This window comes from Streptomyces odontotermitis, assembly GCF_050510915.1.
Lineage (GTDB): Bacteria > Actinomycetota > Actinomycetes > Streptomycetales > Streptomycetaceae > Streptomyces.
This window is the reverse complement of the sequence record NZ_JBNJLS010000002.1, coordinates 218,734-234,695: the sequence shown is the minus strand read 5'-3', so window position 1 is coordinate 234,695 and position 15,962 is coordinate 218,734. Positions and strand designations below refer to the sequence as shown.

Sequence of the window (15,962 nt, the reverse complement as noted above, 5' to 3'; positions counted from 1 at the left end):
AGACGAAATCCGGCCGCTCCAAACGACTCTTCTCCGAGCGACGAGAGCCATCTGATTCCGTGCAGCGGCATGCCGTTAGGCGCGGCCGGAAAGCCCGGTTAACCTCCAGCACAGTCCCCATCCGGGCGTCTGTTTTCCGCAGCCACCACGGAGCCGCCCCGGCCGATGTGCGCGATAGGCGCAAACGCGCGACCGCGTGCCGCCGCACAAGGCCCATCGGAAAGTGAGAACCGCGCAATGGCGTACACCCTGCACCGAGGTGACGCGCTGACCGTGCTCGCCGGCCTACCCGACGAGAGCGTCGATGCCGTCATCACCGATCCCCCGTACAACAGCGGCGGCCGTACCAGCAGCGAGCGCACGTCCCGCAGCGCACGGGCCAAGTACACCTCCGGCGATGCTGCCCACGACCTGGCCAACTTCCCCGGGGAGAACCGGGATCAGCGCTCCTACCTGCGGTGGCTGACCGAACTGCTCACCGAGTCGTACCGCGCCAGCCGCGAGCACGCCATCGCCATGGTCTTCACGGACTACCGGCAGGCACCCACCACGACGGACGCGCTGCAGCTGGCGGGGTGGACCTGGAACGGCATCCTTCCGTGGATCAAGCCCGCCTCACGGCCCCGCAAGGGCGGCCCCAAGCAGGACTCAGAGTTCATCATCTGGGGCGTCAAGGGCACCCTCGACAGGACACGCAACATCTACCTGCCCGGCCACTATGTCGCCTCACAGCCGCGCAAGGACCGCGTCCACATCACACAGAAGCCCGTCGAGGTGATGCGTAAGCTTGTTCAGGTCTGCCCCGAAGACGGAACCGTTCTGGACCCATTCACCGGCAGTGGCACCACTGGAGTCGCAGCCCTCCAGGAAGGCCGCAACTTCATCGGCGTCGAACTGTCCGACCACTACGCCGACATCGCAGAACAACGGCTGCGTGGCTCACTCACGCAGGACGACTTCGAGCTCGCCGGTCCCGAAGAATGAGAACAAGAGGGATCGAACGGCGAGAGCAGACTGTAGGCAGGGCGGTTGCTCCACTGTGGTGGTGGAGCAACCGCCCTCCCTCGTAGGAGGAGTTACGACTCGTCGATGCTGCGCTGGATCAGCGGGGTCGCATAGACGAGATCCTCACGCGAGCCGATCCGCACCTCGACCCCACCTCGGAGCCCGAGAACCCCCACGCCGCGCATGTCCCGGCAAAAGCCGTCACGCAGCTCCACCGTGCCCGGATCCAGCTTCAGGTTGACCACGAGCCGCCGACTACGGGGTTGCACGCGCACCGTGGCGACGTTCTGGATCCGCCGGTACGCGACGTAGTGGAGCTGGGGCTCCTTGCGTACATCGCGGTGTGCCAGCAGCAGTTCGTCGAGTTCGGCGTAGAGCTCCTTGAGCTCGTCGGACGCGCCGTCGAGGTACTGCTCGACCGACTTCGGAGCCGACGGGGCACGCGAGAGGCTCATGGTCCCGCTCCGCGCTGACGTCCCCGAACCGCCATTGGCGGCGATGAGCTGCAGGGTGAGCGCGTCGTCGAACACCTTGTACGTCACGAGGTCGATGCGATGCTTGATCATCTCGATGGCCGCCGTGTCGTGGCGGGTGAAGGAGCCGGCGACGCAAACGATTCGAGGGGCGTTCCAGTCGATCTCTTTGGCGGCCTCATTACCGAGTTTGTCCCGGACCAGGTTCTCGAACTCGTGGTGGTGGTCGCCGAGCCAGCACAGATAGGACAGGCTTTGGACGATGACGCACTCGTCCTTGGTTCTCTTGTACTCCACGATGACCGGCGTGCCGTTGTCATCGATCCCGAGGGAGTCGATCCGGCCTCCGTGACGGCCTGTGCGGTACTCGGTGGCCAGGAAGCGGATGCCGAGCACGGTCTCCATGTTGGCTTCGATCAGCCGCTGCAGCTCGACCTCGACACTCACCGAGGCTCCGGCGACCTCGGAGACTTGCCCGCCTGTCACTTTGAAGACCTTCAGGTTGCTCATTCGTCCCCCGTCTTGCCGCCTTGATCGCTGCGAACGAACAATCGAAGCCGGGAGGCGTTTATTCCGGCAGTGGTGAGGCTGTGCTGCCGCCCACCTCAACGGTTCTGACGGTGGTTGAGAATGACGGACGGAAGCCTGTGAGCCGCGGCAGGACCATCGGTCATGGACTCCGCCGTCGTTGCTGCCCTCATTACCACTCCCACCGCCGGGGCTCGATGGCCTGCCACGGGTGGAAGGCCCCCACTCTGGTGAGGCCGGATCTGGCGCTGAAGCCGTTTGGTCAGAGGACCTCTCCGCTGCACTGGATCTCGTGCGCCGGCTTCTCATGGCCAAGCAGACGGCTCCATCGTCGAATATGCAGTAACCGCTGGTGGCAGCAGCCGAACCACGCCGCTGGCTTCTGCCAACTGCTGTCGCGGCAGACAGTTCTCCGCCGTTGACTGGTGCAGGGCGTAGGCGCGCGCGTGGCACAACCACACACGGTCCCGAGAGAACTGCAATCGTGGCGGAAGGCCAAGTTCAGCGGCGTCACGTCCGTTGAACCTCGCGTTCGAAGATCTGCCGCGCAGCTGGAAGCATTGCCTTATCCAGCGACCTGGCCAGTTTGTGCTGGTATCCGAACATGTAGGGCAGAGGAACGAAAGTAGGCTCCCATGCCGAGTTGAAGTACACCACCCCTTGGCACCGGACATTGAAGAAGATTTTCCTGAAGAGTCTCACCGAAGACCCATCTTTGTACTCTGGCAGCATAGGGGGTCGTCGAGATTCACTCCCTCGCGCCTTCCGGTCTAACGCTTTCCCGGTCTCTGGCTGGCTTTCCGGGAGGGAGAAGTCGCGTCCGAACTTCGAACGGAAAGAATTGTACTCTGTCCGGTTCATGGGAACAAGTAAAACTAAACGCTCTGGGGGAAGGATCTTCCATGCCTCTCGCAGTTCCCACATGGTCCCATTACCTTTGCCTAAGATGAGGAAGACTACGCGTGCTTCTATCATGAGTTTACGGACCGGAACTTTCCAGTGACTGCTCGGCATGTAGGTTCTGACTGCCCCCAAGGGGGGTAGCTTCTCACCCGGAGCTCCGACGGCTACGAGCGGACCGGTCCAAGAGAACGCCCCCGCCATCTTCTTCTCCTCCGACGCGCCAAAATCGGATTGCCCGATGTTGATGTATCCGAAGAGAGTGGAGAAGAGTGACGGGATGGGGCTCGGCTTGGACATCTTTCGATCTTCCACGAAGGGCCTCAGGAGCAGGGAATAGCTTCCGGTCGCCAGGGGCTTGGCAGGGTCGAGCAGCGGCTGCACCGCCCCCATGTAGGCACGCATGAAGCGCTGGGAACGGGTAAGTAGATGAACCCCCACCGCGAGAGAAACGAGGTTCGCCCCTACGATTACCAGATGCGGGTTTCCCCGCCGCAGCTCAGAGTAGATGAGCCCTACTGGGAAAAGGATAAAAAGTAGCGATACTGGAAGGTAGAAAAGAAACTGCTTCCGGCTACTGCGGGCCAGACTGCTTTCCTCTTCGAGGTGCGACTTGACGGGCAGGTCTTCGAGGCGTCCTGGAGTCAGCCCGTAACTTTGCTGTAGCGCTCGAATGTCGGAAGATCGTTCGAATGCCTTGCGGTGAAGTCTGCTACCGAGATTGAAAACGGCCCCGCAGACGAAGGCGATGAATAGATCAAAGTAGATCGTGGGTGCGTCAACTCGCAGAATAATAGCCGTCAGATAGCCTGCCAGCATCGCCACTGAGCAAATCTGAAACGCGTACCCAGACAGGCTCAAGACGCCTGCGGACCTTCGACGTGCCGCCTCCTCCGGGGTGTGGCTGGAGTGTCGATCATATTTCTGCGGACTCCTTTCCCGCTCCTTGCTCTTCCTTTTTGCTTTCGCCTTGAAGTGGCGGTCTTCGGCGAACACGAAGAGAGCCCAGGCCCCGCCTATATACCCCAGCACGATGAGGTTCTTCTTTTCGCCGAGAGAAATAAGAACCGGACCGCCTAGTAGCACGATGGTGTAGATAGCGAATGTCATCAGCTCAATCGTCTTGGCCCTGGGGTCGTCTCGCGACATTGCACACCTTCCCTGGCTCCCAGATATACGGAGCCGAGAGCGTGGGTCTGGTGCTCACCGATACTCGCGGCTCCTCATCGCGGTCGTGCACTCAGACGAGTGTGCTCGATGCGTCAGCCATCCGGTATGGCCCCGTCGGACAACTCGCCGTGTCGAGCAGCGAGCCGACGAAAGCACCGACGTGTGCACGGTCGGGGCTCATCGGACCCATCGAGTGCCAGCAGGCGGGTCTAACATGCGGCCAGGTAAGGCCACTTGGGTAGGGGAGACAGCATGGCCAAGCGAGTGTTCGTCAGCTTCGACTACGACTACGACAAGGCGCTGAAGGACCTTTTGGTCGGGCAGGCCAGGCACCCGGACTCGCCGTTTGAGATCCACGACTGGTCGATCAAGGAGGCGTCGCCGGACTGGAAGGACAAGGCCCGCGCCCGGATCAGACGCTCAGACATCGTCATCGTCGTATGCGGGGAGCACACGAACACTGCGGTTGGCGTTGCCATCGAGCTGTCCATGGCCCAGGAGGAAGGGATCGCCTACTTCCTCCTGAACGGGTACTCCGACAAGACAGGCAAGAAGCCGGGCACCGCCAAGCCGACGGACAAGGTCTACCGGTGGACCTGGGAGCATCTGAAGATCCTCGTCGGAGGAGGAAGGTGAGTCCGCCCCCCGAAGGCCCCCAGGAGCGCGACCGGGGGGAGATTCTTGAGCTGTACAAGCTCGCTGTGGAGATGGCCGACCGCGTCTCCGCTCGCCGTGGGACCGCCAACGCGTTCTTCTTGACGGTGCAGACCACGTTCGTAGCCCTGATCGGCTTAGGGTTCCCGAAGCTCTCCGCATCGCCCTGGTGGTCTTCACTGGCAGTGGCCCTAGCCGGTCTCACCTTGTCGGCCGCGTGGTGGATGCAGCTGCGCAGTTACCGCGACCTCAACACGGCGAAGTTCAAAGGCATCATCAAGATGGAGGAAGGGCTCCCCGTCAAGATCTTCGGTGACGAGTGGGAAGAGCTGAAGAACGATCCGATCCCTGCCTGGCGCAAGCGGTATGCCGAGCTGGGCACCTCCGAGCGGACCATCCCCGTGGTGTTCGTCGGAGCGCACCTGCTCATCTTCGTCGGCAGACTGAGCCTGTGACCTACATAGACGACCTCGCCAGCCTGATCCGATCCTGTCTGCCTGCGAGCGCCGAGCCGCCCGAGGACTCCGATGGCCTGTTCCGCATCTACGCCGTACTCCTGAGAGCGAAAGGCGAGCAGGTCACCGATGAAGACGTTCATGACGCCTGGTCGGCCTGGATGGGCTCGGTGGACGACACTCACACGGCGCTCGTGCCCTTCCACGACCTTGATCCCGAGACACGCGCATTCGACGCTCCGTACGCCATGGCCATCCGCGCGGCTGCCCGGCAGGAAGGCGCAGCTCAGCGCCGCTCAGCACAGACTTGATCAACTAGGGCCTGTTTGGAATGTTGATTTCGGAAGTGCGGGCTGCCTGGGCACCGGAAGTCCTTCGCCGGTGCCCGGCCAGCCCGAGTGGATCTCGGTCAGCGTACGGCGTCGTTGTTGCGGGCGGTCCAGATCGCCAGGGCTGCGAGCAAGGCGCAGGCGCCGCCGAGCCAGAGCACGCCTTGGAGCGTGAGCGTGTCGACGATGATGCCGCCGGCCAGTGCGCCGAAGCCGATGGAGAGGTTGAACACCGCCACCCACAGCGAGGAGGCAGCTTCCACGGCCTGCGGAGCGGCCTTGATCATCCAGGTCTGGAGTCCCACAGACACGCCGCCGAAGGCCAGACCCCAGACGATCAGCAGGATGGCGCCGCTGACCGCGGTCTGGCCCAGTAGCTGGAAGAGGGGCATGGTGGCCGTCATGGCTACGGCGATGGTGAGCACGCTGCGGTGGACGCGGCGGGAAAGCGCCGCACCGGCAACGAAGTTTCCGATCATGCCGGCCGCGCCGAAGCCGAACAGCAGCGGACCGACGTAGCGCTCGTTGATCCCCGACAGCTGCTGCAAGGCCGGGCTCACGAACGTGTAGGCGGAGAAGTGTCCGAACACGAGGAGCGCCGTCGCGGTGATGCCGACGCGCACGCCTGGGTTGCGGAACTGCTCCACCAGCAGCTTGGCGCGGATGGTCTGGGAGGCGACCAGCTTCGGCAGTACGGCCAGCAGGGCGATCAGGGTCACGAGTGCCAGGGCGCTGAGCGAAGCGAAGGCGGTGCGCCAGCCGGTCAGATCGCCGACCAGGGTGCCGAGCGGGACGCCGAACACGTTCGCGGCTCCGACGCCGCCGAAGATGACCGCGGTGGCGCGAGGCACGTCCGCGGGGGTAACGAGCCGGACCGCCAGGCCGGCGGCGACCGCCCAGAAGCCGCCGACCGCTATGCCGACCAGCACCCGGGAGCCCACCAGCACCGCGAAGTTCGGCGCCAGGGCGGAGCCCAGGTTCGCGACGGTCATCAGGGCCATCAGTCCGAGCAGCAGGATGCGGCGGTCCAGCGACCCGACGAGCATCGGGACCAGCGGTGCCGCGAACCCGGCGACGATGCTGGGCACCGTCACCATCAGCCCTGCCGTCCCCTCGGAGACCGACAGCGCGGACCCCACGGAGGTCAGCAGGCCGATCGGCAGTTGCTCGGCGGTCACCAGCAGGAAGGTGCCCAGAGTCACCGCGGAGACCGCCAGCCAGCGACTCCTGTCCGGGGTCCCTGGTTCCTGTGTCTGGGTGGGGGTCTGTTCTGCGGTCGTCAACGGATCCTCCTCCAACAGTTCGGGAGCGTTCGCTCCCGAACCGGGACCCTAGTATGGGAGCGAACGCTCCACAAGTTGGGTAAGGTGAAGTCATGGCACGTCCCCGGCAGTTCGATGAGCAGAACGCAGTCACCTCGGCGACCGAGCTGTTCTGGCGGCGCGGCTACCACGCCACGTCGGTGCGCGACCTGGGCGACGAGCTGAAGCTCACGCCCAGCAGCCTGTACCGGACGTTCACGGACAAGCACACGCTCTTCCTACGCGCGCTCGACCACTACCGGGCCACCGAGTCGACGCAGGCCCGACAGCGTCTGGACGCGAGTGACCGCCCAGTTTGTGAGGTGCTGCGGGAATGGATGCTGTGGCTGGTGACCTGCCCAGCCGACGGCAAGCCGGGCCGCGGCTGCTTCGTGGTCAACACCACCACCGAACTCGGCACCACTGACGCCCAGGTTCAGGAGCGGACCGAGGCTGCGTTCGCGGTCACCTGGCAGGCCCTGCATGCGGTGCTGGCCGAGGGGCGGGAGCGAGGTGAGCTGACCACCGATCTCGACATCGACGGCGCCGTGGAATTGCTGTTCACGACGGTGCTCGGCCTGCGGGTGCGGGAGCGCGCAGGACACGATCTGAAGTGCATGACCACCGCGATCGATCTCGCGATCGGGGCCCTGGGGGCCGCACCCGAGCAACCCGCCTGACGCCGACGGGAGATGCGAGGGCCGGTTCGGGGCGTTGATCACCTCCGGTGCGTCATCTCCCGGTGAGCCGTGGAGACCTGACAGACCAGCAGTGGGGGCATCTGGAGCCGCTACTGCCGCCGATACCGTCGATGGGACGCCCGCCCAGGGACCGCCGCCAGGTGTTCAACGCGATCTGGTGGCGGTCCAGGACCGGCTCGCCGTGGCGTGACATCCCCGAGCGCTACGGACCGTGGGCGAGTGCATACGCAGTCTTTCGCCGCTGGCAGCGCGACGGTGCCTGGGCCCGAATCCTGGAGGCGTTGAACGCTACCGCCGACGCCGACGGGATCCTGGACTGGGAAGTGTCAATCGGCTCCACCGTCTGCCGGGCGCATCAGCACGCTGCCGGAGCCCGCAAAAAGGGGGCAGCCAGCGCGCCCGCGGTGCCGGAATCGCTGGTGAGCGTCGAGCCCGATGACCACGGTCTCGGCCGCTCCCGCGGTGGCCTGACCCGCAAGGTCCACCTAGCGGTCACCGCCTCGATGCACGTGCTGGCCGTCATCGTCACCGCCGGACAGCGCGGAGACGCCCCACAGTTCCTACCCCTGATGCAACGCATCCGTGTGGGCCGCCCGGCCGGTGGACGCCCACGCACCCGGCCCGACCACGTGTTGGCCGACCGCGCCTATTCCTCACGCGCGATTCGCTCTGACCTGCGCCGCCGCGGCATCGCGCACACGATCCCGGAGAAGCAGGACCAGGCCGGACATCGCCTCCGGCGCGGTTCGGCTGGCGGACGACTTCCCGGCTTCGACGCGGAGCGATACAAAGCCCGGCACAAGGTCGAGTGCCGGATTGAGCTGTTGAATGAAGCAGGCCCGAGGCGTAGCGACGCGCTACGACTGTGAGGATGGCGGAGCCGTCTCGGCGGTGGTCTGACCCGCGCTACGACTGACTGTCATGTCCTGCGTCTTGATCTGTCGACCTCTGTCTGGGGCGGCACTCGCTGCCGCCAGGCAGAAGGGTGTGTCCCGATAGGGGCCTTCGCGACAGGCACCGTCACAGTCCTGACCACCCGGCCACCCCGGCGACGGCCGCCAGCTCCGGTTCGATGGCAGGAGACCGATGACCAGTGCCAGCGTGGCCCATCCGGCCCGATTGCACCGTGACCGCCACCAAGAGGTCGTCCTTGGCGTCGACACCCACAAGGACACACACGTGGCAGCCGTCGTCTCCACTACCGGCAAGCTGATCGACACCCGCAGCTTCCCCACCACGGCCGACGGCTACCAGCAACTGCTGGACTGGACCCGCTCGCACGGCACGGTCGATCGAGCGGGAGTCGAGTGCACCGGCTCCTACGGAGCGGCTTTGAGTCGTTTCCTGCAGGGCAACGGTCTGGCGGTGATCGAGGTGAACCAGCCAGACAAGGCCACTCGGCGCCGGCGAGGCAAGACCGACACCATCGATGCCGAGGCGGCAGCGCATGCTGTGTTGTCCGGCAGGGCCACTGCGACGGCGAAGCTCGCGGACGGCCCGGCCGAAGCACTCCGGCTCTTCAAGATGGCCAAGGTCTCTGCGGTCAACGCCCGCACCCAGGCTATCAATCAGCTCCGAGCCGTCCTTGTGACGGCGAGCCCAGACTTACGAGAGCCTCTGGACGGACTGACCATTCCCAAGCTCGTCCGAGCCTGCATCGCACTGCCGAAGGCCGCGGCCGGCACGGCCGCAGCAGCGGCTGTCTTCACCTTGAGGCTCCTGGCCCGCCGCGTCGAGGAACTCGACGACGAGATCATGGCACTGAAACAGCAGATCACCGACGTGATCACCCTGCATATACCTCAACTACTTGAGTGCTACGGAGTTGGCTCAGACACCGCGGCAACGCTCCTCATCGCTGCAGGCGACAACCCCGAGCGACTCCACAGCGAGGCTTCATTCGCCTCACTCTGCGGTGTCAGCCCGGTCGAAGCTTCCTCGGGCAAGACGCAGCGCAGAAGGCTCAATCGAGGCGGTGACCGACAGGCCAACTCGGCCCTCTACACCATCGTCCTAGCCCGTCTTCGGTGGGAGACCCGCAGCCGCAACTACGTCGAGCGACGCATCGCCGAAGGCAAGACACGACGCGAAGCTATCCGCTGCCTCAAACGCTACGTCGCCCGAGAGCTCTACACGATCATCATCCGAGCCCACACGACGCACCAGGAGCAAGCTTTGGCCGCTTGACATCCATAGGGGCATCAAGCTCGCCTGCCGATACGAGGCCACCATCCAGGTCACCTTGATACGCCAGTACCGGTGAGCCGACCGAACACATCTCAAACAGGCCCTAAAGCGTGTTGCACAAGGCCGTGTTCGGGCAGGTCAGGCCCGTTGAGACGGTTCTCTGGTCATGATGCGAGGGCGAGGTTGTGCATGTGGGCGACGGCCTGGACCGCATGGTGGAGGCCGTCGCCGTGCTGCCGGCAGTCGCGGAGGATCTTGTAGTTCTTCATCCGGCCGATCACATGCTCCACCCTCGCGCGGACCGTGCGGTGGGCCGCGTTGTCGTCTTCCTCGCCCGCCAGCAGGGCCCGTCGGGGGCGTTTGCGGTGCGGGGTGACCATCCCGCAGTTGAGGTAGGCGCCATCGCCCAGCAGGGTCACGCCCCGGCACTGCTCGGCCAGGGCGGAGGCCCGCCAGGCATGGGCGTCCGCGGTGGTGCCCGGCACCGGCCGGGCCGCCGCGATCACGAGGCGGGTGTCCGCGTCCACGATGACCTGCACGTTCGCCGAGAACCGGTAGTTACGTGAGGAGGATCCGACCTTGCGGTCGCGGACGGGGACCAGGGTGCCGTCCACGATCCACAACCGGTCGGCCGCATCGGCCGGTCGGGCAACGGGCTCCAATGCGAGCAGCGGGCCGAGTCGTTGGATCACCCGGCACACCGTCGAGGAGGAGATCCCGAACAGCGGCCGGAGCTGCCGCATGGTCAGGTTCGTGCGGTAGTACACGGCCACCACCAGGACCCGCTCGGCCAGCCGAAGGCTCCATGGTCGGCCCCGCAAGGTGCCGTTGCCGCCGCGGTCCCGGACCACTTTCAGTAGCCGCCCGAACTGATCCATCGACAGCCCGGTGAACGTCTCCACCCACACCCGCTCGGCCCTCAACACCCCAGCCATACACCGGAGATGCCCAGCTCACGGCCTTGTGCAACACGCTTTAAAGGACGTTGCGCGTCGTAGGGATCTTGCGTGATCGCACCTTGTTCTTGATTTCGCCGGTGGGCGGAGCTGCCGTGTCGGCTGTGCGGAGCGTCCTATGGCGAGAGTCACCATCTTCCTGATGGGTCGTCAGCAAAGTCAGCAAGCGGTCAGCATGGAGACTGCCAGAGGTGATCGAACCCTGTCGCACCTGCATTCGGTGGCCTCGCGCAAGAATGTGGCCTGACCTGCAAAGTGGCTGGTCCGGGGTGAGGGCGTATGCTGACCGCCTGCCCGTGTACGAGAACCAGTCGTACCACTCGACGGCGTTGCCGACCGAGGCGGCGAGGAGTTGGCGTACCGGGTGAGCAGGGCGGGTGGAGGTCGTGATCATCTGTGTCATGATCCTGACCTTTTCCCAGGAAAGGCCCTGCTCACGCGAGGGTTGACGGAGTTTTCATATAGCCGTCAACCAGGCACCTCGCCCGCGGCAGGGGCGCGTTCGCCAAGACGTGCCCGTGCAGCCGGTCCACTCGTTGCCCGTACCCCTCCTTCATCCGGTACCGCGACGCGAGCGGCAAGCGGCGGGAGAGAGGCGGGGGCGGCAGGCGGGCGAAGTGTCTTTGCGCCACTCCCGCGGGAGTAGTTGCATCCGTTTCAGAACTGCTGCGTGGGCCAGTCCAGAAGCCGGGCGCCGATCACCGCGGTCTGCAGGGTGTAGCGCTGGACGGGATCGGACGGGTCGGCTCCGGTGAGCTGGTGGATGCGGTTCAGGCGGTAGGTGAAGGCGCGCACGCTCAGGGTCAGGCGGCGGGCGGCCTCGGTGGCGACGCAGCCCGCGTCGAAGAACGCGGTGAGGGTGTCGATGAGAGGCTGGGCGCCGCCGCGGGCCCTCTGCAGTGGGCCGAGGGTGCTGCTGACGAGGTCGGCCATGGCCTGGCGGTCGCGGGTGAGGACGGGGTAGACGAGCAGGTCGGCGGCGTGCAGGACGGGGGCGTCGAGGTCCAGTCGCTGGGCCAGGTCGAGGGCGTTCAAGGCTTCCTCGTAGGAGTGGACGACGCCACCGGGACCCGGCTGGGGGCGGCCGATGGCGACCCGGCCGCCGTCGGTGGCGGCATGGGCCTGTTTGGCGAAGAAGGTGAGGACATCGGTCTGGTCGCCGGGGGCGATACAGACCAGGCGGCCGTCCTTGGTGGTGAGCAGGATGCTGCGGTCGCCGAAGCGGGCGATGAGGGCGCGCTCGACCTCGCGGGGGGCCGGGTCACTCTCCTCGTACGCGTTCTCGCCCTGCGCCACTGCGACCGCGTGCTCGTAGGAGAGGCGCAGGCCGAACCGTTCGGCGCGTTCGGCCAGCTGGCCCAGGTCGCTGCGGCCGTAGAGGAGGTCGTCGATGAACTCCCGCCTCGCCGCCTCCTCTTGGCGTACGGCGTGGCGCTGGGCCCGCTCGTAGCCTTCGGCGAACGCGTCGACGGCCTGCGCGGCCACGGCGAGCACGCTGTCGGTGTCCGCGCCGGTGCCAGGCAGGTGCGCGCGGGCCGAGGCCAGGTGTGCGGCGACAAGGGCGCGCAGGCCCAGCCCCGCGTCGGCCGCGAGCTCTCCGAGCGTGCGCCGGGAGTCGAGTTCATCGCGGGTCAGTCGGCGTCCGGTCGCGCAGGCGTCGGCGAGGATGCCGACGTACCCGTCCAAGTACTCCTCGGGTATGTCCCGTTCTGTCGCTGCTGCCACGCTCGCCCCCGGATCTTGATGTGCTGATAACGCCTTCTTAGCGCAAGTCGGGGTGAAGGCAGGCGGCGGGGTCGGTGGGTTGCCGGAGAGCGGCAGTTCGCGTGGGTCGGCGCACGGGGCCTGTGAGCCTTCTGCCATGTGGGGCCGGGGCGGCCCGACGGGGGATCGGGGCGCCGCCAACGCGTGTGCGCGGCTCCTGCTCGCAGTTCGGTGACGTCTGAGGCTCTTCGCCCTTGCCGCCGCTGCCTCGGTGCCGGACGCCCGTAGCGGGGCCCGGCACCGAGACCTCGCCCCCGTTCCTGCCGCCGTCATCATGGCGCGGATCCACACCGTGTCGCACTGCCGGGATCCGGCAGTCTTGACGCTCTCTTGATGCCGAAGGGCGACTACTGATGCCGGAATCCGACCCCGCTTGTCGTGCTCATCGGCGAGCACCGGGCGGTAGGCGCCTCTCTCATCCCGCCTATAGCCTCATTGCCAGGTGTGCCGGGAAGTCTGGTCGGCGGTCGCTTCCCCCTGCCTCGGAGCCCTGGATGCCCAACTTCCGGCCCCATCGGCCGTCCGCCCGGCCGTTCGCTTCGAAACACTCCCGTGCTCACGAGGTGGTCCGGTTCTTCCGGGCCCTTGCCGCCGTCCGCGCGGTCGGCACCCGGCTGGTGTTCACTCACGCCGACGACGGAGCACGGTCCACGATGCGCGGGATCGGCCTGGATCGGTCCCTGCGCGGCAGTGGCGGCGAGATCGTGTGATGTGGGGACTGCCCGGACACGGCGGCCGACGCCGCGGTGCGCCGACTGTCCGCATGCGCCGGCTGGAGCCGGCGGAGCCCGGCGGTACGAGACGGGTGGCGACCGAGGACGAGCGTGGGGTGCTCGTCGGCCTCGTCGAGTACCGAGTCTGCGACGCGTGCTGTACGGGCCGGATCGACACGGTCTGGGTCGCCCCGTCGCTGCAGGGGAGGGGACTGGCCCGGGATGCCCTGCACCTGGCCATGGAGCGGGCGCCCGGCCACGTATGGGAGACCTCGCGGCAGTCCGCGAGCGGGCGGGCGTTCTTCGCCGCGATGGGTGACGAGATGGAGTGCGCCTTCCCGGTGGTGAGGGCAAGCGGATCGTTCTCGCTCCGGTGGCCCTACCGGCGTGGTGCGGCGCGGGTGAGGTGGTGCCGGTGTGCCGGGTGAGGGCGGCTGACGGCAGACGGTGTGTCCCGCTCTGCCCCCGCAACGGTGAGGTTCGGCCTCGTCGTGTGCAGCCTCGCGGGGGTGACGCGGGCGAGCGTCGCGAACACGTCTCCCTGCCGGGACCCGGCAATCTTGTATCCGCCTGAATGCCCATCAAGAACCTGTCAACGCCGCGTAAAGAACATGTAGGGTTCCCCGCGGTGTGCCGGGAAGTCTGGTCGGCGGTCTTGCTACAAGTCTCTTCGCCGAACGGGGATTACGGCCATGGTGCTCATCGCGGTATGCGGAGTGGCCCTGCTCATCGCGGTGTTGCTGTCCGGTCTGGCGGCCCGCACCGTGCTCTCCACCTCCTTCCTCTTCCTGATCGGTCACGCACTACCTCGTCGGCCTGGACTGGACGACGTCCTTCGTCGTCGGCGCGGTCCTCGCGCCCACGGACCCGGTGTTCGCCTCGGCGATCGTCGGCCGCAAGGAAGTCCCGGCGAAGCTGCGGCAGTTGCTGAACGTGGAGAGCGGCATCAACGACGGGCTCGCGCTCCCGGTCGTTCTGGTTCTCATCGCGGCGGCAGGCCCCGCCTCGGGCCACGCCGAGGCGTCCCTGTCGAAGATCGGCCTGGAACCGGTCCTCGGCCTGGCCTTCGGCGTCATCCTCTACGCCACCTGCCATCTGGCACACGCCAACCCCTACCTTGCTGCCTTCTCCGCCGGCGCGGTACTCACGGCATGCTCGGTGGAGGCGAAGGCGGCGTTCGAACCCCTGGGCGAGGCGCTTGCGGAACTCGCCAAGTTCGCGGCCCTGTTGGTATTCGGCTCGCTCCTGACACCGAGCCTCTTCGGGGGACTGCTGGTGCTGCGGGCCGGAATTCCACAGGGCGAACAGGCATACCACTCATCGCCGTCTGCATCGCCTTCTCGGTCATCGCGCACAGCAGCACCGACGTGCCCATCGCACGGCTCTTCGACGTCGAGGACCTCGTCGGCGTGCCGGAGGGCCCTGCCGTCCGCGACCACGACCACGACGGCGGGAGGACCCGCTTGACGGGACGACTCACCGAAGAGACCGGAGGACCGTGAACGACTGGCACAGCTGGGCAGCGATCGTCGTTTTCGTCGGGGCGTACGCGCTGATCATCAGCGAGAAGATCCACCGGGTCGCCGCGGCGCTCGGCGGCGCCGGCCTGATGCTGGCGATCGGAGCGACGGACGACACGTCGGCCTTCTACTCCGAGGAGTCCGGCATCGACTGGAACGTCATCTTCCTGCTCATGGGCATGATGATGATCGTCGGTGTGCTCAAGAAGACCGGCATGTTCGAGTACTTGGCGATCTGGGCGGTCAAGCGGGCCCGTGCGAAAGCATTCCGTGTGATGGTGATGCTCATCGTCATCACCGCGCTGGCCTCGGCGCTCCTCGACAACGTCACGACCGTGCTGCTCATCGCTCCGGTCACGCTCCTGGTGTGCGAGCGGCTCTCGCTCCCGGTGGCACCGTTCCTGATCGCCGAGGTGTTCGCGTCCAACATCGGTGGCGCGGCCACCCTGGTCGGTGACCCGCCGAACATCATCATCGCCAGCCGCGCGGGCCTGACCTTCAACGACTTCCTGGTCCATCTCGCGCCGTTGTCAGCCGTGTTGACCGTCGTCCTGGTGGTGCTGTGCCGGGTGATGTTCCGCAAGGCGTTCGTGTACGAGGAGGAGCGCGCCGACGAGGTCATGGCCCTGGAGGAGCGCGAGGCCATCAAGAACCCGCGCCTGCTCGTTCAGGGGCTCGTGGTCCTCTCTCTCGTCGTTGTCGGATTCGTGCTCCATCCCGTGCTGCACTACGAGCCCAGCGTGGTCGCCCTGTTGGGTGCGGGCCTGCTCATCGCCGTCTCCACTGTGGAGACCGGTGAGGTGCTCGGCGAGGTCGAGTGGCCGACCCTGGCCTTCTTCGCGGGCCTGTTCGTCATGATCGGCGGGCTGATCGAGACCGGCGTCATCAGTGAAGTCTCCAAGGCCCTCGCGGACGTCATCGGCGGCAGCGAACTCGGCGGCTCCATGACCCTGCTGGGCGGTTCGTCCGTCCTGTCGGGCATCGTCGACAACATCCCGTACGTGGCCACCATGGCGCCCATCACCGCCGACCTGGTCCACGACATGGGCGGCGCCGGGGACCACGTCATGTGGTGGGCCCTCGCCCTCGGCGCCGACCTGGGCGGCAACGCCACCGCGATCGGCGCCAGCGCCAACGTCGTCGTCCTCGGCATCGCCGAACGCAACCGACAGCCCATCTCCTTCTGGCAGTTCACCAAGTACGGCCTCGTCGTCACCGCCGTCACCGTGGCCACCTCGGCCCTGTACGTGTGGCTGCGCTACTTCGCCCTGGCCTGACAGCGGTCATCCACGGCGTACCGACGACC

Annotated in this window: 15 protein-coding genes and 1 pseudogene; 11 read left to right on the top strand and 5 right to left on the bottom strand. The window is 66.3% G+C overall.

The genetic code is table 11. The features are described 5' to 3' along the window. Positions 1-237: 237 nt before the first annotated feature. Complete coding sequence (locus tag ACQB60_RS07205) at positions 238-984, top strand: DNA-methyltransferase (protein ID WP_496924981.1); 747 nt, start codon at positions 238-240, stop codon at positions 982-984. Positions 985-1,076: 92 nt separating this feature from the next. On the opposite strand, the gene ACQB60_RS07200 is transcribed toward ACQB60_RS07205, so the two are convergent. Continuing rightward, positions 1,077-1,988: a DUF5655 domain-containing protein gene (locus ACQB60_RS07200; protein ID WP_496924980.1), complete on the bottom strand. Its 912-nt coding sequence runs from the start codon at positions 1,986-1,988 to the stop codon at positions 1,077-1,079. A gap of 528 nt (positions 1,989-2,516) precedes the next feature. Further along, positions 2,517-4,055 (bottom strand): hypothetical protein, encoded by a 1,539-nt coding sequence (locus ACQB60_RS07195; protein WP_496924979.1) that lies wholly within the window; start codon positions 4,053-4,055, stop codon positions 2,517-2,519. Positions 4,056-4,328: 273 nt separating this feature from the next. Here ACQB60_RS07195 and ACQB60_RS07190 point away from each other — a divergent pair, with 273 nt between their 5' ends. The 3 genes from ACQB60_RS07190 to ACQB60_RS07180 are packed head-to-tail and all read left to right on the top strand — an operon-like array spanning position 4,329 to position 5,496. Then, positions 4,329-4,712, top strand: coding sequence for a TIR domain-containing protein (locus tag ACQB60_RS07190; protein ID WP_496924978.1), 384 nt, complete (start codon positions 4,329-4,331; stop codon positions 4,710-4,712). Beyond that, complete coding sequence (locus tag ACQB60_RS07185) at positions 4,709-5,185, top strand: RipA family octameric membrane protein (RefSeq protein WP_496924977.1); 477 nt, start codon at positions 4,709-4,711, stop codon at positions 5,183-5,185. Before ACQB60_RS07190 ends, ACQB60_RS07185 begins: the two co-directional genes overlap by 4 nt. Further along, a complete protein-coding gene (locus ACQB60_RS07180) occupies positions 5,182-5,496 on the top strand; it encodes a DUF7701 domain-containing protein (protein WP_496924976.1) in 315 nt (104 codons plus the stop codon). The genes ACQB60_RS07185 and ACQB60_RS07180 overlap by 4 nt, the downstream gene beginning before the upstream one ends. A gap of 98 nt (positions 5,497-5,594) precedes the next feature. On the opposite strand, the gene ACQB60_RS07175 is transcribed toward ACQB60_RS07180, so the two are convergent. Next, entirely contained in the window at positions 5,595-6,797 is a 1,203-nt protein-coding gene (locus ACQB60_RS07175) for an MFS transporter (protein WP_496924975.1), read from the bottom strand. A gap of 92 nt (positions 6,798-6,889) precedes the next feature. On the opposite strand from ACQB60_RS07175, the gene ACQB60_RS07170 reads away from it, so the two are divergent. From ACQB60_RS07170 to ACQB60_RS07160, 3 genes are all read left to right on the top strand, one after another. Next, on the top strand, positions 6,890-7,495 hold the full coding sequence (locus ACQB60_RS07170) for a TetR/AcrR family transcriptional regulator (protein ID WP_496924974.1): 606 nt from the start codon (positions 6,890-6,892) through the stop codon (positions 7,493-7,495). 47 nt (positions 7,496-7,542) lie between these two features. Beyond that, positions 7,543-8,385 (top strand): IS5 family transposase, encoded by an 843-nt coding sequence (locus tag ACQB60_RS07165; protein ID WP_496924973.1) that lies wholly within the window; start codon positions 7,543-7,545, stop codon positions 8,383-8,385. A 217-nt stretch (positions 8,386-8,602) separates the two neighbouring features. After that, positions 8,603-9,703, top strand: a complete 1,101-nt coding sequence (locus tag ACQB60_RS07160) for an IS110 family RNA-guided transposase (RefSeq protein ID WP_496924972.1) — start codon at positions 8,603-8,605, stop codon at positions 9,701-9,703. 164 nt (positions 9,704-9,867) lie between these two features. Here the strand turns inward: ACQB60_RS07160 and ACQB60_RS07155 are convergent, their stop codons facing one another. Together ACQB60_RS07155 and ACQB60_RS07150 are read right to left on the bottom strand one after the other, a co-directional pair. After that, positions 9,868-10,638: a transposase family protein gene (locus ACQB60_RS07155; protein ID WP_496924971.1), complete on the bottom strand. Its 771-nt coding sequence runs from the start codon at positions 10,636-10,638 to the stop codon at positions 9,868-9,870. 678 nt (positions 10,639-11,316) lie between these two features. Next, on the bottom strand, positions 11,317-12,384 hold the full coding sequence (locus tag ACQB60_RS07150) for a PucR family transcriptional regulator (protein ID WP_496924970.1): 1,068 nt from the start codon (positions 12,382-12,384) through the stop codon (positions 11,317-11,319). Positions 12,385-12,986: 602 nt separating this feature from the next. Between ACQB60_RS07150 and ACQB60_RS07145 the strand changes: the two genes are divergently transcribed. From ACQB60_RS07145 to ACQB60_RS07130, 4 genes and pseudogenes are all read left to right on the top strand, one after another. Then, positions 12,987-13,133, top strand: a complete 147-nt coding sequence (locus ACQB60_RS07145; protein ID WP_496924969.1) for a hypothetical protein — start codon at positions 12,987-12,989, stop codon at positions 13,131-13,133. A gap of 53 nt (positions 13,134-13,186) precedes the next feature. Further along, positions 13,187-13,564 carry a GNAT family N-acetyltransferase gene (locus tag ACQB60_RS07140; RefSeq protein ID WP_496924968.1) on the top strand — a complete coding sequence of 126 codons (378 nt, stop codon included), beginning with the start codon at positions 13,187-13,189 and terminating at the stop codon, positions 13,562-13,564. Positions 13,565-13,828: 264 nt separating this feature from the next. Beyond that, positions 13,829-14,638, top strand: a pseudogene (locus tag ACQB60_RS07135) (cation:proton antiporter domain-containing protein). After that, complete coding sequence (locus ACQB60_RS07130) at positions 14,635-15,933, top strand: ArsB/NhaD family transporter (RefSeq protein ID WP_496924967.1); 1,299 nt, start codon at positions 14,635-14,637, stop codon at positions 15,931-15,933. Before ACQB60_RS07135 ends, ACQB60_RS07130 begins: the two are co-directional and overlap by 4 nt. Positions 15,934-15,962 lie beyond the last annotated feature (29 nt).